We start from the raw sequence: 18,162 nt of genomic DNA on the forward strand, positions 1-18,162 counted from the left end.
CGGTTATTCCTTGATCAGCAAGGCGACCGCTTCGCACGCGATGCCCTCGCCGCGCCCGGTGAAACCGAGCTGCTCGGTGGTGGTGGCCTTCACGTTGACGTCATCCATATGGCACTGCAGGTCTTCCGCCAGGAAGACGCGCATCTGCGGGATGTGCGGCGCCATTTTCGGCGCCTGAGCGATGATGGTGATATCGAGGTTACCGAGGCGGTAACCTTTGGCGCGGATGCGTTTCCAGGCTTCGCGCAGCAGCTCGCGGCTGTCGGCGCCTTTGAAGGCCGGATCGGTATCGGGGAACAGTTTGCCGATATCGCCCAGCGCCGCCGCCCCCAGCAGGGCGTCGGTGGCGGCATGCAGCGCGACGTCACCGTCGGAGTGGGCCAGCAAGCCTTTGTCGTAAGGGATGCGAACACCACCGATCACCAACGGGCCTTCGCCGCCGAATTTATGTACATCAAAACCGTGACCGATACGCATGATGCGCTCCTTAATTGTCTAACTGGGTCAAATAGAACGCCGCCAGCGCCAAATCCTCCGGCCGCGTTACTTTAATGTTGTCCGCCCGGCCGGCGATCAGCTGCGGATGATAGCCGCAATGTTCCAGCGCCGAGGCTTCGTCGGTGACGTTCGCGCCTTCATCCAGCGCGCGCTGCAGGCACTGCTTGAGCAGCGGCAGCGGAAACAGCTGCGGCGTCAGCGCATGCCACAGATCCTGCCGTTCAACGGTGTGGGCGATGGTGTCGCGGCCGGGTTCAGCGCGCTTCATGGTGTCGCGCACCGGCGCGGCGAGAATGCCGCCCACCTTGCTGTGTGAGGTGATCGCCAACAGGCGCTCGAGATCGTCGGCGTGCAGGCAGGGGCGCGCGGCGTCGTGCACCAGCACCCAGTCCGCATCACCCGCCAGCTTCAACCCGGCCATCACCGAATCGGCGCGCTGTTTGCCGCCCTCGGTGACGATTACCCGCGGATCCTGAGCGATGGGCAGCCGTTCGAACTGACGATCTTCGGGGCCGATCGCCACGATCACCCGTTCAATGCGCGGGTGGCGCAACAGGGCGTGGATGGCGTGTTCGACGATGCTGTGCCGGCCGATGGTTAAATATTGCTTCGGGCATTCCGCCTGCATGCGGCTGCCGATACCGGCAGCGGGCAGGACGGCAATCACCGAGGGAAAGGTGCCTGCGGAGTGATTCATGCGTTATTTTTGTGCGTTATTTTGCGAGGAAGACGCCGCGTTGCGTCTGGATTGGTCAGGAACCAGACGATAGAAAGTCTCACCGGGCTTGATCATGCCCAGCTCATTACGTGCTCGCTCTTCGATCGCTTCCTGACCGCCGTTCAAATCATCGATTTCGGCAAACAGCTGATCGTTACGCGCTTTCAACTTGGCGTTGCTACCCTGTTGGACCGCAACGTCTTCATTGACTCGCACGTAATCGTGAATACCATTTTTGCCCAGCCACAGTGAATACTGTAACCAACCGAGCAATGCCAGCAATAGCAGCGTAAGTTTTCCCATCTCCGCCCCCTGAAAAACCGACCAATCATCCCACAACTTCTCGTTGGACTCCACACTGAGAGCGGCATTTCAACGCCAAATTCAGAATACGGATGAAGGGTTCCCGTGTTTATCGCCTAATTCCGCTGCGAAAGCGGCAAAAAACGCCCCTTTGGCTCGGCGCACGCGCCGCGTTTTCCAATGAGACACACTCTATCCTACCTCCATTATGCAGCAAGAATCACTGCATCACCGCTTCCTGACACATCGCTTACGCCACAGCAAAGCAAAAAGTGAATATTTAACACCATAGAGAGAATAATCGTCATGCAGCGGTTGCACTTTCATTCATTGAAGCTTATTTTTATGCACTCATAGTGCATAAATAACTCCAATATATAACCATTCATTATCGGGGATCGCGATGTTAAAACGTTTAGTTCTGATCGGCGCCTGCCTGGCCGCCACCTTCTCCATCGCTGCGTTGGCGGCTGAACCCACCTACGTCGTCGGCTCCGGCGGTACCTATCGGCCATTCGAATTTGAAAACAGCCAAAAGCAGCTGGAAGGTTTCGACATCGACATCATCAAGGCGGTAGCCAAGGCCGAAGGCTTCCAAATCAAACTGATCAATACGCCATGGGAAGGGATCTTCGCCACACTGAACTCCGGCGATCGCGATATCATCATTTCCGGCATCACCATCACCGATAAGCGCAAGCAGATGGTTGATTTCTCTGCGCCTTACTTCCCGGCTGAGCAGGCTATCGTGGTGCCGCAAGACTCGACGGTGGACTCCATCGCCGCGCTGAAAGCGCTGAAGGTCGGCGTGGTGAACTCCAGCACCGGCGACATCGTGGTGTCCGACGCGCTGGGTAAAAACAGTACCGCCATCAAGCGCTTCGACAATACCCCGCTGATGCTGCAGGAGCTGTATGAAGACGGCATCGGCGCGGCGGTCGGCGACGTCGGCGTGGCCAAGTTCTATATCAAGACCCACCCTGAGAAAGCCTTCAAGCTGGTGCCCGACGCCAAGTTCGAGCGCCAGTATTTCGGCATCGCCGTCGCCAAAGGCAACGATGAGCTGCGCAACAAGATCAACGCCGGCCTGAAGAAAATCGTCGCCGACGGCACCTACGCCAAGATCTACCAAACCTGGTTCGACAGCAACGTACCGACGCTGCCGGCGGAATAATCCCCAGTAGCCGGCGCCCGCAAGGGCGTCGGCGCACCACCGTTTCAGCCTACCAAGAAGGAATACCCCTTGAACTTCCGCTGGGAGATCATCCAGGAATACGCGCCGCTGTTTATGGAAGGCGCCTGGATGACCATCAAATGCACCATTATCTGCGTGCTGCTGGGCACCACCTGGGGCTTGATCCTCGGGCTGGGCCGTTTGGCGCAGGCGCCGCACGGCATCTGGAAACCCATCCTGCATTACGGCGTTCAGTGGCCGGTACGCATCTACATCAGCGCCTTTCGCGGCACGCCACTGTTCGTGCAGATCATGGTGGTGCACTTCGCGCTGGTGCCGCTGTTCATCAACCCGCGTGACGGTCTGCTGGTCACCAGCGGTCTGATGAGCGTCGATTTCGCTCGCGCGCTGCGCGCCGACTACGGCGCCTTTCTCTCCTGCGTGGTGGCGATCACGCTCAACGCCGGTGCCTATGTGTCGGAAATCTTCCGCGCCGGGATCCAGTCTATCGACCGCGGCCAGATGGAAGCCTCACGCTCGCTGGGCATGAGCTATGGCAAGACCATGCGCCAGGTGATCCTGCCGCAGGCCTTCCGCCGCATGCTGCCGCCGCTGGGCAACAACGCCATCGCCATCGTCAAGGATTCGTCGCTGGCCTCCGCCATCGGCCTGGCGGATCTGGCCTATGCCGCCCGTACCGTCTCCGGCGCCTACGCCACCTACTGGGAGCCCTATCTGACCATTTCGCTGGTCTATTGGGTCATCACCTTCCTGCTCTCGCTGCTGGTGCAGCATATGGAAAAGAGGTTCGGTAAAAGTGATTCGCGTACATAACCTGCAAAAACAGTTCGGCGAAAGCCACGTGCTGCGCGGCATTTCCTGCCGGATCGCCGCCAACGAAGTGGTGTGCGTCATCGGCCCTTCCGGCTCGGGAAAAAGCACCTTCCTGCGCTGCATCAATGCGCTGGAGACGCTCTCCGGCGGCGAGATCGAGGTCAACGGTTTCGCCGTCCACGATCAGAAAACCGACCTGAACAAAATGCGGGAAAGCGTGGGCATGGTGTTCCAGCGTTTCAATCTGTTCCCGCACATGACGGTGTTGGAAAACATTATCATGGCGCCGGTGAGCGTGAAGAAACAGCCGCGCGCCGAAGCCATCGCGCAAGCAGAACAGCTGCTGCTCAAGGTCGGCCTGCTCGACAAGATCGACGCCTACCCCAACAGCCTGTCCGGCGGCCAGCAGCAGCGGGTAGCGATCGCCCGCGCGCTGGCGATGGAGCCGAAGATCATGTTGTTCGATGAACCGACCTCCGCGCTCGATCCTGAGCTGGTGGGCGAAGTGTTGGCGGTGATGAAATCACTGGCCCACGAGGGCATGACCATGGTGGTGGTGACGCATGAGATGGGCTTTGCCCGCGAGGTGGCCGACCGGGTGCTGTTTATCGATCAGGGGATCATTCAGGAGGAGGGTGCGCCACAGCAGATCTTCAGCCAGCCGGCCAATCCGCGCACGCAGGCGTTTCTGAGCAAAGTTTTGTAACCTTCGACACGGCTTTGCAATCCTTCGGGCGCCGGCATCGGCGCCCGCTCTCTCACCACCCGGTCAGGAAGCTGAACACCAGCCAGAACAGGCACAGCACAACGGCGCCGGTCAGCAACAGCGTCAGGATCAGACGGCCGCGCAGCAGCATGCTGAGGGTGATGCCGATCAGCACCGACAGCGGCATCAGCGCCAGGAAGAACGGCCAGGTATAGAGCAGGAAAAACAGCGTGTTGGAACCGTAAACCAGAAACGGCAACGCGAACGCCAGCCAGTAGAAAACAAAGCCGCTGACGCCGCCCAGGAAAGAATAAGAAGGCTCCTCTCTCTCCTGTTTTGACTGCTTGGAGTCGATCAAGATAGGCGTGACATTTTGCATAGTGATCCCTGGTTATTCGGCTCGCTCTGCGGCGGCTTAGAGTAAAAAGCGCATGGCGAAAAACGCCACACGCTTTTTTTGAATTCAGGGTTTGATAATAGCCTGACCACGTAACACGTCTAACAATTGCGCAATCAAATTTGTTACCAATTGTTGGCCGTCGAGGTGGATTTCCGGCTGCTGCGGCGCCTCATAAACCGCGTCGATACCGGTGAAATTGCGCAGCTCGCCGGCGCGCGCTTTTTTATACAACCCTTTCGGATCGCGCGCCTCGCAGATCGCCAACGGCGTGTCGACGAACACCTCGATAAAGCGATCGTCGCCGAGCATCTCGCGCACCATTTGCCGCTCGGCGCGGTGCGGCGAAATGAACGCGGTCAGCACCACCAGCCCGGCGTCCACCATCAGCTTGGCCACTTCCCCCACCCGGCGAATGTTCTCGCGCCGATCCTCGTCGGAGAAGCCGAGATCGCGGCACAGGCCGTGGCGCACGTTATCGCCGTCCAGCAGATAGGTGCTGACGCCAAGCCCATGCAGCGCCTGCTCCAGCGCGCCGGCGACGGTGGATTTTCCCGAGCCGGACAGCCCGGTAAACCACAGCACCGCGCCGCGGTGGCCGTTGCGCGCTTCGCGATCCGCACGCGTCACCGCATGCGGATGCCAAACCACGTTCTCATCGTCCGGCCCGGTCGCCCTCAGTTCAGCGGCCATCTTATCGGCCACCGAGCAGATCGCGTGCGCCCCAGTGCGGGAAGTGCTTGCGCACCAGCGCATTCAGCTCCAGCTCGAAGGCGCTGAATTCGCCGCGCGCCGCCGGGGCATCCTGCAGCGTTTCACGCACCAGACCGGCGCCAACCGTCACGTTGCTCATGCGATCGATGAAGATCAGCCCGCCGGTGTCGTGATTGCTCTGATAGCTGTCCAGCACCAGCGGTTCGTCGAAGGTCAGCTCCACCAACCCGATGCCGTTGAGCGGCAATGTGTCGGCTGGGTGTTGCGCCAGCGTGTTGATCTCCACCTGATGGCGGATGCTCTCCACGCGGGCGCGGGTCTTTTTGCCGGCGATCTTGATGTCGTAGCTCTGGCCCGGCACCAGCGGCTGCTCGGCCATCCATACCACGTCCACCCGCGCGCTCTGCGCCGCCTGCAGGCTTTCGCCGGCGTCGACCAGCAAATCGCCGCGGCTGATGTCCACTTCATCTTTCAGCACCAGCGTAATCGCCTCGCCCGGCACCGCTTCTTGCAGATCGCCGTCGAAGGTCACGATACGCGCCACGCTGGACTCCACGCCGGAAGGCAGCACTTTGATGCGTTGCCCCACCCGCACTACGCCGGCGGACAGCGTGCCGGCATAGCCGCGGAAATCGAGGTTCGGGCGGTTGACGTACTGCACCGGGAAGCGCAGCGGCTGGTTTTCTCGCTCGCTGATCACGTCAACGCTCTCCAGCACTTCCAGCAGCGTCGGGCCGCTGTACCACGGCATATGGGCGCTTTCGCTCGCCACGTTGTCGCCGTCCAGCGCCGACAGCGGCACGAACTTGATGTCCAGATCGCCAGGCAGCTGCTGGGCGAAGGTCAGGTAATCCTGTTTGAACTGCTCGAACACCGCTTCCTGATAGTCCACCAGATCCATTTTGTTTACCGCAACCACCAGATGACGAATGCCCAGCAGGGTCGCGATAAAGCTGTGGCGGCGAGTCTGATCCAACACCCCTTTGCGCGCGTCGATCAACAGGATCGCCAGATCGCAGGTCGAGGCGCCGGTGGCCATGTTGCGGGTGTACTGCTCGTGTCCCGGGGTATCGGCGATGATAAATTTACGTTTTTCGGTCGAGAAATAGCGATAGGCCACGTCGATGGTGATGCCCTGCTCGCGCTCGGCCTGCAGGCCGTCCACCAGCAGCGCCAGATCGAGCTTTTCGCCCTGGGTGCCGATGCGTTTGCTGTCGCTGTGCAGCGTCGACAGCTGATCCTCGTAGATCTGGCGGGTATCGTGCAGCAGGCGGCCAATCAGGGTGCTTTTGCCGTCGTCGACGCTGCCGCAGGTCAGAAAGCGCAGCAGGCTCTTGTGCTGCTGCGCGTGCAGATAGGACTCGACGCCGCCCTGGTCAGCGATTTGTTGTGCAATTGCGTTGTTCATCCGGCGGCTCCTTAGAAATACCCTTGACGCTTTTTCAGCTCCATCGAGCCGGACTGATCGCGATCGATCATCCGCCCCTGGCGTTCGCTGGTGGTGGAGACCAGCATCTCTTCGATGATCTCCGGCAGGGTTTGCGCCTGCGAATCCACCGCGCCGGTCAGCGGCCAGCACCCCAGAGTGCGGAAACGCACCATGCGCTGGCTGATCACTTCACCCGGCTGCAGATCGATGCGATCGTCGTCCACCATCATCAGCATGCCGTCGCGCTCCACCACCGGGCGCGGTTTCGCCAGGTACAGTGGCACGATGTCGATCTTTTCCAGGAAGATGTACTGCCAGATATCCAGCTCGGTCCAGTTCGACAGCGGGAAGACGCGGATGCTCTCCCCTTTGTTAATCTGGCCGTTGTAATTGTGCCACAGCTCCGGCCGCTGATTTTTCGGATCCCAGCGGTGGAAGCGATCGCGGAACGAGTAGATGCGCTCTTTGGCGCGCGATTTCTCCTCATCGCGCCGCGCACCGCCGAAGGCGGCGTCAAAACCGTACTTGTTCAACGCCTGTTTCAGGCCCTCGGTCTTCATGATGTCGGTATGCTTGGCGCTGCCGTGCACGAACGGGTTGATGCCCATCGCCACCCCTTCCGGGTTTTTATGCACCAGCAGCTCGAAGCCGTACTCCTTCGCGGTGCGATCGCGGAATTCGTACATTTCACGGAACTTCCAGCCGGTATCGACGTGCAGCAGCGGGAACGGCAGCGTGCCGGGGAAGAACGCCTTGCGCGCCAAATGCAGCATCACGGAAGAGTCCTTGCCGATGGAATACAGCATCACCGGGTTGGCGAATTCAGCGGCGACTTCACGGATGATATGGATACTCTCCGCCTCCAATTGCCGCAAATGAGTGAGTCGTTTTTCGTCCATAACAGGTCCTTAAAAGCCTTGCCTATGCCAAATTCACGACGGCCGGGCGCGCGGCCCCTTCCGTCTGCGATTGATGCCCGAACCAGGCGATTTGGTGGTGCAGTTCCACCACCTCGCCGATCACCAACAGCGCCGGCAACGGCGCCCGTTGGGCCAGGTGTTCCAATTGATCCAGCGTGCCGATCTGCACCTGCTGATCGGCGCGCGTGCCGCGGCTGATCACCGCCACCGGCGTCGCAGCGTCGCGGCCGTGGGCGATCAGGCGTTGGCTGATGTCCGCCGCCTTCATGGTGCCCATGTAGATAGCCAGCGTTTGCCGCGTCCGGGCCAGATCGGCCCAGTCCAGGCCATCGCCGTCCGGGCGGCAGTGGCCAGTGATAAAGGTCACGCTCTGCGCGTGATCGCGATGCGTCAGCGGAATGCCGGCGTAGGCGGTCGCCCCCGCGGCGGCCGTGACGCCCGGCACCACCTGGAACGGAATGCCGGCGGCGGCGGCCACCTGCAGCTCTTCGCCGCCGCGGCCAAAGATGAACGGATCGCCGCCCTTGAGGCGCACCACCCGTTTGCCCTGCTGCGCCAGCTCCACCAGCAGCCGGTTGGTCTCTTCCTGGATCACCGAGTGCGCGCCGGCGCGCTTGCCCACGCAGATGCGCTCGGCGTCGCGCCGCACCAGATCGAGGATCTCGCCGCTGACCAGATGGTCATACAGCACCACGTCCGCCTGCTGCATCACCTGCAGCCCGCGCAGGGTCAACAACCCCACGTCGCCCGGCCCGGCGCCCACCAGGGCGATCTCGCCCTGTGCGCCTTCATCGCCTGCGGCGAAGCGGTGTAAATCCTGCTCCAGCTGCCGTTCCGCCTGCGCCGTCTGGCCGTTGGCCACCAGCGTGGCGAAACGGCCGCCGAAGGTTTTCTCCCAGAAACGGCGACGTTCGCCGATCGAAGCCAACCGCTGTTTGACCTGGCCGCGCCAGCGGCCCGCGACCTGCGCCATCTGCCCCAAACTGGCGGGCAATAACGCCTCCAGCTTTTCGCGCAGCAGTCGCGCCAGCACCGGCGCCTGGCCGCTGGACGACACCGCCACCACCAGCGGCGAGCGATCGATGATCGACGGGAAGATGAACGAGCAGCGCGGCTGATCGTCCACCACGTTGGCCAGCACCCGGCGTTTATCCGCCTCGGCGAACACTGCGGCGTTCAGCGCGTTGTCGTCCGTGGCGGCGATCGCCAGAAACACGTCGTCCAACTGCTGCGGATCAAAGGTTTTCCCCAGCCAGAGCACCCGCCCTTGCTGACGTTGTTGTTCCAGTTCCGGTGAGAGCGACTGCGCAACTATCCGTATTTCAGCCCCGACGCGCTGAAGCAGGGAGACTTTGCGCGCCGCCACGTCACCACCGCCAACGACCAGCACCGGGCGTTGTTTCAGGTCGGCGAATATTGGTAGATAGTCCACAACAGCCTTTTCATATAACAGAAAGATAGTGTGACTATACGGGCTGAGATTTAGCCTCTGAAATGACGAAAAGGAATGATTAGTTCCTTTATGGAATATAGGCCGCAACGCAGGAGGCAAACGGTAATACTCACGGCGGCGGTTTGCGCGTTCGCGCGAAAATTAAGAGACAGGGAAATTGTGTAATGCCGTCCGGCGTCTCATACTGGGTGCCGAAGAAAAATGATCGGCAGCGCCGATAGCAAAGAAGGATTTTTCGGTATGTTTTCCCGTTTTTACCTGAAGACCAGCCTGCTGGCCCTCGCACTCGGCGGCGTCTTCAGCGTTTGTGCCGCACAGCCCGTAAAAGACGCGCCAATGGGCCGTTTCGCCGCCGAACAGACCCGCCACATCGCCACTTACTTCCCCGGCCGCATGGCGGGCAGCCCGGCCGAATTGCTCACCGCCGACTATCTCAAGCAGCAATTCAGCAAGATGGGTTACCAAAGCGACATTCGCAGCGTCAATACGCGCTATCTCTACACCAGCAAAGACGGCAAGAAGAACTGGAACAACGTCACCGCCAGCTCGGTGATCGCCGCCCGCAACGGCGACAGCCCAAAACAGATCGTGGTCGTCGCCCACTTCGACACCTATACGCCGCAGAGCGACGAGGATCTGGATAACAACCTCGGCGGCTTGACGCTGCAGGGCGTCGACGACAACGCCTCCGGCATCGGTGTGATGCTGGAACTGGCGGAACGCCTGAAGAACATCCCCACCGCCTACGGCCTGCGCTTCGTCGCCACCAGCGCCGAAGAGATCGGTTCACTGGGGGCGCAGAACTACCTGCAACGCATGAGCGCGGAAGAGAAAAGCAACACCGTGCTGGTGATCAACCTCGACAGCCTGATCACCGGCGATCGTCTGTATTTCAACGCCGGGCGCAACACGCCGCCGCAAATGGCGAAGCGTTCCCGCGATCGCGCGCTGGATATCGCCCACCGCTATGGCATCGCCGCCGCCACCAATCCGGGCAGCGCACAGCACCCGCAGGGCACCGGCTGCTGCTCCGATCAAGAGGTGTTCGACGCCGCGGGCATCCCGGCGCTGTCGGTGGAGGCCACCAACTGGTCGCTGGGCGACAAAGATGGCTACCAGCAGCGCGCCGTCAGCCCGCACTTCCCGCAGGGCATCACCTGGCACCGTCCGCAGTATGACAATCTGCAGTATCTGGATCGCTACCTGCCGGGGCGGATCGACAAACGCAGCCGCGACAGCGTGCAGATCCTGCTGCCGCTGATCAAAGAGCTGGCGCAGGCGCACCCGCCGAAAGCACAGAAGAAAAAGTAGCCCGCAAAAAAACAGGGCCCAGCATTGCTGAGCCCTGTCATGTCAATCACGCCGTTTAGCCTTCGTGCAGGCCACACTCGCGCTTCAGGCCGAAGAAACGCGTCTCTTCCTCGCTCATGCCCGGCTCCCACTTCTGGGTGGTGTGTGTATCACCTACCGACAGGTAGCCCTGCTCCCACAGCGGGTGATAACTCAGCCCATGTTCGGTCAGATACTGGTAAATCTTGCGGTTGTCCCAGTCGATGATCGGCAGGATCTTGAACACCCCACGCTGCACCGCCAGGACCGGCAGATTGGCGCGGCTGCCGGACTGCTCGCGCCGCAGGCCGGCGAACCAGCTCTGCGCGCCCAGCGTCTCCAGCGCGCGGTTCATCGGCTCGACCTTGTTGATCTGGTTGTATTTTTCAATCCCTTCCACGCCCTGCTCCCACAGCTTGCCATAGCGAGCCTCTTGCCAGGCGGGAGACTGCTCCGCGCGGAACACCTGCAGATTCAGCTTCAGCTGGTCGGCCAGTTGATCGATAAAGCGATAGGTTTCCGGGAACAGATAACCGGTGTCGGTCAGGATCACCGGGATATCCGGGCGGATACGCGTCACCAGGTGCAGGCATACCGCCGCCTGAATGCCGAAACTGGACGAGAGTACGAACTCGCCGGGCAGGTGCTCCAGCGCCCATTCAACGCGCTGTTCGGCGCTGAGGGTCTCCAGTTGGCCGTTGACCACCGCCAATGCCAGCGCCTGCCCGGATTTGGGCAACGCGTTCAGCGCCGCCAGATCGAATTCAGCCATGTTGTCTCTCCTGATACTTGAAATTATCTGTGCGGCCCCTCTGCCCAGGGGCCGCCCGGCCTCACTCCCAGAAATCTCGCGCCGGATCCAGCACCGGTTTGACGACGCCCGCGCGAACGGTGAAGTCGCCGAAACCTTCGCCAGCGTTGCGCTCCTTCGCCCAGCGCCCCACCAGCAGGTCGATCTCGCTCAGGATCTCATCTTCGTTGATGTTCTCGCGGTACATGCGCGGAATGCGCGTGCCTTCGCGGTTGCCGCCCAAATGCAGGTTATAGCGGCCGACCGCCTTGCCCACCAGCCCCAGCTCCGCCAGCAGCGCGCGGCCACAGCCGTTCGGGCAGCCGGTGATGCGCAGCACGATATGCTCGTCGCCCACCCCATGCTGATGCATAATCCCTTCCACCTTGGTGACAAACTGCGGCAGGAAACGCTCGGCCTCCGCCATCGCCAGCGGGCAGGTCGGGAACGACACGCAGGCCATCGAGTTTTTGCGTTGCTCGCTGATCTGGTCGTCGATCAGGCCATGATCGCGCGCCAGGGCTTCGATCTTCGCCTTTTCGCTTTCCGGCACGCCGGCGATGATCACGTTTTGGTTCGCCGTCAGACGGAAGTCGCCTTTATGGATCTTGGCGATCTCCGCCATGCCGGTCTTCAGCGGGCGCCCCGGATAGTCCAGCAGGCGGCCGTTCTCGATAAACAGCGTCAGGTGCCACTGATCGTCGATGCCCTTCACCCAACCGATGCGATCGCCGCGGCCGGTGAATTCATACGGCCGGATCGGCGCGAAGGTGATGCCGGCGCGCTTTTCCACTTCGGCGCGGAAAACGTCCACCCCAACGCGCTCCAGCGTGTATTTGGTTTTGGCGTTCTTGCGGTCGGTACGGTTGCCCCAGTCGCGCTGCGTGGTCACCACCGCTTCCGCCACCGCCAGCGTATGCTCGAGCGGAATGTAGCCGAACTCGCTGGCCTGGCGCGCGTAGGTTTTCTTGTTGCCGTGCTCAATGGACAGCCCGCCGCCCACCAGCAGGTTGAAGCCCACCAGCTTGCCGTTTTCGGCGATCGCCACAAAGTTCATGTCGTTGGCGTGCAGATCGACGTCGTTCTGCGGCGGGATCACCACCGTGGTTTTAAATTTACGCGGCAGGTAGGTCGGCCCCAGAATCGGCTCTTCGTCGGTGGTGGCCACCTTCTCCTGATCCAGCCACACCTCTGCGTAGGCGCGGGTGCGCGGCAGCAGGTGTTCGGAGATCTTCTTCGCCCACTCGTAGGCTTCCTGATGCAGCTCGGACTCCACCGGATTGGAGGTGCACAGCACGTTGCGGTTCACGTCGTTGGCGGTCGCCAGCGCGTCCAGCCCCAGGCGGTTCAGCAGCTGGTGCACCGGTTTGACGTTGCCTTTCAGAATGCCGTGAAACTGGAACGTTTGGCGGTTAGTGATGCGAATGCTGCCGTACAGCGTGCTCTCCTGGGCGAACTTGTCGATGCCCAGCCACTGCTGCGGGCTGATGATGCCGCCCGGCAGGCGACAGCGCAGCATCATGGCGTGGCGCGGCTCCAGCTTCTGCTCGGCGCGTTCGGCGCGAATGTCGCGGTCATCCTGCTGGTACATGCCGTGAAAACGGATCAGCAGGAAGTTGTCGCCGTTGAAGCCGCCGGTCAGGCCGTCGTTCAAATCTTCGGCGATGGTGCCGCGCAGGAAGTTGCTCTCCTTCTTCATGCGCTCCGCATCGGCCAGTTTGCCTTCGACTACCAAAGGCCCGGGGTGTTTATCACTCATCAGTAAACATCTCGCTGATAACGGCGCTCAAGGCGCAGCTCACTTAAAAATTCATCCGCCTGCTCGGTATCCATGCCACCGTGCTCGGCCACCAGTTCCAGTAATGTGTTTTCCACGTCTTTTGCCATGCGATTGGCATCGCCGCAGACGTAAATGTGCGCGCCTTCCTGAATCCAGCGCCACACTTCCGCGCCCTGTTCGCGCAGTTTGTCTTGTACGTATATTTTATGTTGTTGGTCTCGGGACCAGGCCAGATCGATGCGTGTCAGCAGGCCGTCTTTCACGTAGCGCTGCCATTCGACCTGGTACAGGAAATCTTCGGTAAAGTGCGGGTTGCCGAAGAACAGCCAGTTTTTGCCGCCGGCGCCGTCGGCGTCGCGCTGCTGCATAAAGGCGCGGAACGGCGCGATGCCGGTGCCCGGGCCGATCATGATCACCGGCGTTTCCGGGTTGGCCGGCAGACGGAAGTTGTCGTTGTGCTCGATAAACACCCGCACGTCGCCGTCCTCCTCCAGGCGATCCGCCAGGAAGCCGGAGGCGCCGCCGCTGCGGGCGCGTCCGTCGATGTCGTAACGCACCACGCCCACGGTGATGTGCACTTCGTTCTCATTTTCCGCCTGTGAAGAGGCGATGGAGTACAGGCGCGGCGTCAGCGGACGCAGCAGCCCGACCAGCTGTTCGGCGCTCAGATCCGCCGGCGCCTGGCGCACCATGTCGACGATCGGCGTGTTGTGCGCGTACTGCTGCAGCGCGGCTTTATCCGCCAGCAGACCGATCAGCGTTTCGTCGCGCGACAGCGCGGCGTATTTATCGACGATCGGCGTGGTGTTCTGCGTCAGCTCGAAATGGCTGCGCAGCGCCTGCGCCAGCGGCAGGGTTTGCCCTTCCACCTCGACCGGCTCGTCGCCTTTCAGCCACAACAGCTGCACCAGTTCGTCCACCAGCGCCGGATCGTTGTCGAACCATACGCCGAGCGCATCGCCCGGCTGATAGCGCAGGCCGGAGTCGCCCAGATCGATCTCGATATGGCGCACGTCTTTATCCGACGCGCGGCCGGTAATTTTCTGCTTGACCGCCAGTTGGGCGGTGAGCGGCTGTTCCTTGCTGTACGGGCTGCTGTCGATCAGATCGACCGCGCCGCTGGCCAACACGCCCGGCGCGGCGCTTGCCGCCGGCGCGCGCGCCTTCAGCACCGATACCACCTGTTTGCGCCAGGCGGCGGCCAGTTCCTGATACTCCACGTCGGCATCCACACGCTCCACCAGGCGCTCGGCGCCCAGCTCGGCCAGCTTGCCGTCGAAATCCTTGCCAGACTGGCAGAAATTCTCATAAGAGGTGTCGCCCAGCCCGAACACCGCAAAAGCGGTATCATTCAGCTTCGGCGCCTTTTTTGAGAACAGGAATTTATGCAGCGCCACCGCTTCTTCCGCCGGCTCGCCTTCCCCTTGCGTGGAGGCGACGATCACCAGCAGGCGCTCTTGAGCTATCTGCTTGAACTTGTAGTCGCCAGCGCTGATCAGCGTGGCGCTCAGATTGGCGGCCAGCAGATCGTCGCGCAGCTGCTCCGCCAAGCGGCGCGCATTGCCGGTCTGCGAAGCGGAAATGATGGTGATGCCGGCGGCAGCCGCAGGGGCAACAGGCGCAATGGCCACGGCTCCGGGCTGTTGATTGACCATGCCCCAAAAATAACCGGACAGCCACGCCAGCTGCGTCGGCGAATAGTCGCCGATCGTCGCCTGCAGGCGCGCCAGCTGTTCGGGCGTCAGCGGGAACAAAGATGTTGGAGGAGCCTGAGTCGTCATTGCTGTACTTATTTCCTATACTTAGCGCCTTTCCTGCCAGGCGCGCGCCAGTGTCAGTCGCTGTCTCTTCGCTGCGTCGGGTGTGCGGAAAAGATCAGGAGAGTTTGTAAGGTTACCGAGCAGAATAGCAACGATTAAATAAGGGATAGCAATAAATCATAACCAAAATGACTAAGCTGTTTTTCTGGTAAGGGATAACGCTTAAACCGTTAAACAAAGTTTTTTATCCAGATGAAATTAAAGCGCTTTTTTTCATCGTTTTTTCACCGTTCAACATTTCGGCTCATAACCCCAGCCGATAGGTGCCGCAAACACCAAACAAAAAAAGTGTTAAACGGGCGCGTTGGCCGTGGCGGTAGACCATAACGGTATAAATGGCAAGCAGACGCGCTTTCCGGTACTATGCGGCGGTTTTTGAGTCAATGAGGCCGTAATAATGGCAACCACGCTGTTTAAAGATTTTCAGTTTGAAGCCGCACACCGCTTGCCGCACGTGCCGGAGGGCCATAAATGCGGCCGTCTGCATGGGCATTCGTTTATGGTGCGTCTGGAAGTGACCGGTGAAGTGGATCCCCACACCGGTTGGGTGATGGATTTCGCCGAGCTCAAGGCTGTGTTTTCCCCGATCTGGGAACGGCTGGATCACCATTATCTGAACGATATTCCAGGATTGGAAAATCCCACCAGCGAAGTGCTCGCCGCCTGGATTTGGCAGCAGCTCAAGCCCCAGCTGCCGGAATTGACGGCGGTGATGGTGAAAGAGACCTGTACGGCGGGATGCGTATATAAAGGTTAAAAGAAAGGGCGCCGCAATGGCGCCCTGATTTTAGGCGATGTTCAAATACTTGTGGGTCTGCATCGACAGCCGCCAATTGCGCGCGATACAGGTTTCAATACACAGACGGGTCGCCTCTTCTTTCTGGCTGATCGGCTGCAGTGCGATAATGCGCGCCTTGTCATCCTGCAACGTCGCCAGCAGCGCATCCAGCGCCTCGATGTCGCGCTCGCGCGCCACCGGATGCTTCACCTCGTCGGCGCGCCGCAGCGCCTGATCCAACACCTTCATGCCGCCGCGCATGTTCACCTTGGGCGAAACCGTCACCCAGGTGTTGGCGGAACAGCGAATTTCGTGGGTGCCACTGGTTTCAATCTGGCAACGGTAGCCGTGCTGTTCGAACAGCTCGGTCAGCGGCGCCAGATCGTAGATGCAGGGTTCGCCGCCGGTGATCACCACATGACGCGCGGTGTAGCCTTGCTGACGCATCACCGCCAGCAGCTGCTCGGCGCTGGCATTGCCCCAGGCGTCGCTCTCTTCTGTTTTGACCAGGATCCGTTGCAGGTCGACTTCCCGATGGGCTTCCTTTTCCCAGGTATGTTTGGTGTCGCACCAGCTGCACCCTACCGGGCAGCCCTGCAGGCGGATGAAAATGGCCGGAACGCCGGTGAAAAAGCCTTCGCCCTGCAAGGTTTGGAACATCTCGTTGATCGGGTACTGCATCGGTTTCTCAATCTGGAAAAGTAAAAAGCGATTATCGCAGATTCCGGCCCGGCGACCAAACGGCCAAAATTGTATTAAATTTTATCCTCCGCGCCGCCGTCAGCATATCTCACCGCCAAGGGCGTTCATTTAATTTGTTAACCGGTCTTTGGCCTTTCATCGGTGGTGCAACCTGCTCCACAGAAAACAACACGCAGTTAACAAATAAGATAATTATATTTGACATAAAGCGCCGACGCGCAGATGTATATACAAGCAAACACAAGCCGAGCGCCAGTTTCGGCCACGTTCCATCCATCACGACTACATCTGCGTTTAGAGGGTGCCATGACTCATTCCACCAGCGAGTTAAACATTCAACAGGCCATCGACGACAGCAAGTTTTCGCTGTTTCACTGGACACTGATCATTCTCGGATTTCTGATCCTCGCCATCGACGGTTTCGATACCGCCGCCATGGGCTATATCGCCCCCTCGGTCGCCAAAGACTGGGGCATCGTGAAGCAGGATCTTGGACCGGTGCTGAGCGCCGCGCTGTTGGGGCTGTCGCTCGGCGCGCTGATAGCCGGGCCAATCTCCGACCGCATCGGCCGCAAGCGCGTGCTGGTGTTTTCCTGCCTGTTCTTCGGCCTGTCGAGCCTGGCCACCGCCTACGCCGGCTCGCTCAATAGCCTGACGCTGTGGCGTTTCCTCACCGGCCTCGGGCTGGGAGCGGCGATGCCCAACGCTATCACGCTGATCTCCGAATACGCGCCGCAGCGCTGCCGTTCGCTGGCGATCAATACCATGTATTGCGGCTTTCCGCTGGGCGCGGCCGGCGGCGGCGCCATTTCATCGTGGCTGATCCCGAGCTACGGCTGGCACAGCGTGCTGTTGCTCGGCGCCATTGCGCCGCTGGCGTTGACGGTGTTGCTGATCCTGCTGCTGCCGGAATCGGTCAAATATATGGTCAACCGCGGGCAGGATGTGGCGAAGATCAAACGCATTGCGCAACGCTTCGTCAGCCAGAGCCTCGACGGCGTGACGCGTTTTTACCTGTATGAAGAGAAGCTGACGCAGGCCAAGACCAGCGTCGGGCTGCTGTTCAGTCGCCCTTACCTGCTCGGCACGCTGATGCTGTGGGTGACCTACTTCATGGGGCTGGTGATCTACTACGTGTTGCTGAGCTGGATGCCGATCCTGATGCAGGGCTTGGGCTATCAGCTGGAGCAATCGGCGATGCTCACCTCGCTGTTCACCTTCGGCGGCACGCTCGGCATCCTGGTGGCCGGCTGGCTGATGGACCGCTGGAATGCGCACAAAGTGGTCTCGAGCGGCTTTGTCGTCACCGCCCTGCTGATCGTGGCGATGGCCACCGAAGACAAGCAGATCGTGCTGCTGGGCGCCTTCATCTTCCTGATGGGCGTCACCATGAACGGCGCGCAGTCCGGGCTGCAAACGCTGGCGGCCACCTTCTACCCGACCCACAGCCGCGCCACCGGCATCGCCTGGATGCAGGGCATCGGCCGCTTCGGCGGCGTCGCCGGCACCATGATGGGCGCCCAACTGCTGGCGATGCAGTGGGAAGTGCAGAGCATCCTGATGTTCCTGTGCGTACCGGCTCTGATCGCCGCCATCGCCACGGTGTGCAAGATGAGCCGCAAGCCGATGCTGCAACCGGCTGCCTGAGCCTGGCAAGCCCGCCCACGGCGGGCTTTCTTCCCGCGGTGATAGGGCTTGTTTATCCTCCGCCGCCAACTGTAATCAGTCTGTAAAAATATTGTGACTAGCCGCCCAAAAATGAGTCAATTTTAATTCATTTTTGCCGAACAGCTCACTTTTCTCCGGCTTTCCGTATC

General features: G+C 60.6%; 18 protein-coding genes. 6 read left to right on the forward strand and 12 right to left on the reverse strand.

The features are described 5' to 3' along the window. Nucleotides 1–3: 3 nt before the first annotated feature. Genes ispF through ftsB form a run of 3 tightly spaced genes read right to left on the reverse strand, consistent with a single transcriptional unit; the run spans nucleotide 4 to nucleotide 1,519 of the window. Nucleotides 4–477 (reverse strand): 2-C-methyl-D-erythritol 2,4-cyclodiphosphate synthase, encoded by a 474-nt coding sequence (ispF, locus tag ACMGF7_RS03960; RefSeq protein WP_004932594.1) that lies wholly within the window; start codon nucleotides 475–477, stop codon nucleotides 4–6. Between the two features lie 10 nt (nucleotides 478–487). Beyond that, nucleotides 488–1,195: a 2-C-methyl-D-erythritol 4-phosphate cytidylyltransferase gene (gene ispD / locus ACMGF7_RS03965; RefSeq protein ID WP_197763731.1), complete on the reverse strand. Its 708-nt coding sequence runs from the start codon at nucleotides 1,193–1,195 to the stop codon at nucleotides 488–490. A 3-nt stretch (nucleotides 1,196–1,198) separates the two neighbouring features. Next, nucleotides 1,199–1,519: a cell division protein FtsB gene (gene ftsB, locus ACMGF7_RS03970; protein WP_021505314.1), complete on the reverse strand. Its 321-nt coding sequence runs from the start codon at nucleotides 1,517–1,519 to the stop codon at nucleotides 1,199–1,201. A gap of 403 nt (nucleotides 1,520–1,922) precedes the next feature. On the opposite strand from ftsB, the gene ACMGF7_RS03975 reads away from it, so the two are divergent. From ACMGF7_RS03975 to ACMGF7_RS03985, 3 genes are all read left to right on the forward strand, one after another. Then, nucleotides 1,923–2,693: a basic amino acid ABC transporter substrate-binding protein gene (locus ACMGF7_RS03975; RefSeq protein WP_015376687.1), complete on the forward strand. Its 771-nt coding sequence runs from the start codon at nucleotides 1,923–1,925 to the stop codon at nucleotides 2,691–2,693. 114 nt (nucleotides 2,694–2,807) lie between these two features. After that, nucleotides 2,808–3,527: an amino acid ABC transporter permease gene (locus ACMGF7_RS03980; RefSeq protein ID WP_042706788.1), complete on the forward strand. Its 720-nt coding sequence runs from the start codon at nucleotides 2,808–2,810 to the stop codon at nucleotides 3,525–3,527. Then, a complete protein-coding gene (locus ACMGF7_RS03985) occupies nucleotides 3,511–4,233 on the forward strand; it encodes an amino acid ABC transporter ATP-binding protein (RefSeq protein WP_004932608.1) in 723 nt (240 codons plus the stop codon). The genes ACMGF7_RS03980 and ACMGF7_RS03985 overlap by 17 nt, the downstream gene beginning before the upstream one ends. A gap of 52 nt (nucleotides 4,234–4,285) precedes the next feature. Here ACMGF7_RS03985 and ACMGF7_RS03990 read toward each other — a convergent pair whose 3' ends face one another. The 5 genes from ACMGF7_RS03990 to cysG form a co-directional block, all read right to left on the reverse strand. Further along, nucleotides 4,286–4,612: a DUF3561 family protein gene (locus ACMGF7_RS03990; protein WP_016929047.1), complete on the reverse strand. Its 327-nt coding sequence runs from the start codon at nucleotides 4,610–4,612 to the stop codon at nucleotides 4,286–4,288. An 84-nt stretch (nucleotides 4,613–4,696) separates the two neighbouring features. After that, entirely contained in the window at nucleotides 4,697–5,386 is a 690-nt protein-coding gene (gene cysC / locus ACMGF7_RS03995) for an adenylyl-sulfate kinase (protein WP_080356245.1), read from the reverse strand. Further along, nucleotides 5,325–6,752 (reverse strand): sulfate adenylyltransferase subunit CysN, encoded by a 1,428-nt coding sequence (gene cysN, locus ACMGF7_RS04000; RefSeq protein ID WP_049242652.1) that lies wholly within the window; start codon nucleotides 6,750–6,752, stop codon nucleotides 5,325–5,327. The genes cysC and cysN overlap by 62 nt, the downstream gene beginning before the upstream one ends. 11 nt (nucleotides 6,753–6,763) lie before the next feature. Then, entirely contained in the window at nucleotides 6,764–7,672 is a 909-nt protein-coding gene (gene cysD, locus ACMGF7_RS04005; protein ID WP_004932620.1) for a sulfate adenylyltransferase subunit CysD, read from the reverse strand. Between the two features lie 22 nt (nucleotides 7,673–7,694). Continuing rightward, nucleotides 7,695–9,125 carry a siroheme synthase CysG gene (cysG, locus tag ACMGF7_RS04010; protein ID WP_049242649.1) on the reverse strand — a complete coding sequence of 477 codons (1,431 nt, stop codon included), beginning with the start codon at nucleotides 9,123–9,125 and terminating at the stop codon, nucleotides 7,695–7,697. A gap of 261 nt (nucleotides 9,126–9,386) precedes the next feature. Between cysG and ACMGF7_RS04015 the strand changes: the two genes are divergently transcribed. Then, entirely contained in the window at nucleotides 9,387–10,457 is a 1,071-nt protein-coding gene (locus tag ACMGF7_RS04015; protein WP_273874902.1) for an aminopeptidase, read from the forward strand. A 55-nt stretch (nucleotides 10,458–10,512) separates the two neighbouring features. Here ACMGF7_RS04015 and ACMGF7_RS04020 read toward each other — a convergent pair whose 3' ends face one another. From ACMGF7_RS04020 to cysJ, 3 genes are all read right to left on the reverse strand, one after another. Then, nucleotides 10,513–11,247 carry a phosphoadenylyl-sulfate reductase gene (locus ACMGF7_RS04020; protein WP_015376681.1) on the reverse strand — a complete coding sequence of 245 codons (735 nt, stop codon included), beginning with the start codon at nucleotides 11,245–11,247 and terminating at the stop codon, nucleotides 10,513–10,515. A gap of 61 nt (nucleotides 11,248–11,308) precedes the next feature. Next, on the reverse strand, nucleotides 11,309–13,024 hold the full coding sequence (cysI, locus tag ACMGF7_RS04025) for an assimilatory sulfite reductase (NADPH) hemoprotein subunit (protein WP_049242648.1): 1,716 nt from the start codon (nucleotides 13,022–13,024) through the stop codon (nucleotides 11,309–11,311). Further along, complete coding sequence (gene cysJ / locus ACMGF7_RS04030; protein WP_325994546.1) at nucleotides 13,024–14,826, reverse strand: NADPH-dependent assimilatory sulfite reductase flavoprotein subunit; 1,803 nt, start codon at nucleotides 14,824–14,826, stop codon at nucleotides 13,024–13,026. The genes cysI and cysJ overlap by 1 nt, the downstream gene beginning before the upstream one ends. Nucleotides 14,827–15,262: 436 nt before the next feature. Between cysJ and queD the strand changes: the two genes are divergently transcribed. Continuing rightward, a complete protein-coding gene (gene queD / locus ACMGF7_RS04035; protein WP_004932638.1) occupies nucleotides 15,263–15,622 on the forward strand; it encodes a 6-carboxytetrahydropterin synthase QueD in 360 nt (119 codons plus the stop codon). Between the two features lie 30 nt (nucleotides 15,623–15,652). Here queD and queE read toward each other — a convergent pair whose 3' ends face one another. Further along, entirely contained in the window at nucleotides 15,653–16,324 is a 672-nt protein-coding gene (gene queE, locus ACMGF7_RS04040; RefSeq protein WP_004932641.1) for a 7-carboxy-7-deazaguanine synthase QueE, read from the reverse strand. Between the two features lie 327 nt (nucleotides 16,325–16,651). On the opposite strand from queE, the gene ACMGF7_RS04045 reads away from it, so the two are divergent. After that, the gene (locus ACMGF7_RS04045; RefSeq protein WP_049242642.1) at nucleotides 16,652–17,992 is read left to right on the forward strand and encodes an MFS transporter; all 1,341 of its coding nucleotides are present in this window, start codon (nucleotides 16,652–16,654) and stop codon (nucleotides 17,990–17,992) included. Nucleotides 17,993–18,162 lie beyond the last annotated feature (170 nt).

Source organism: Serratia sp. BNK-17, assembly GCF_048684935.1.
Classification (GTDB): Bacteria; Pseudomonadota; Gammaproteobacteria; order Enterobacterales; family Enterobacteriaceae; genus Serratia; species Serratia nematodiphila.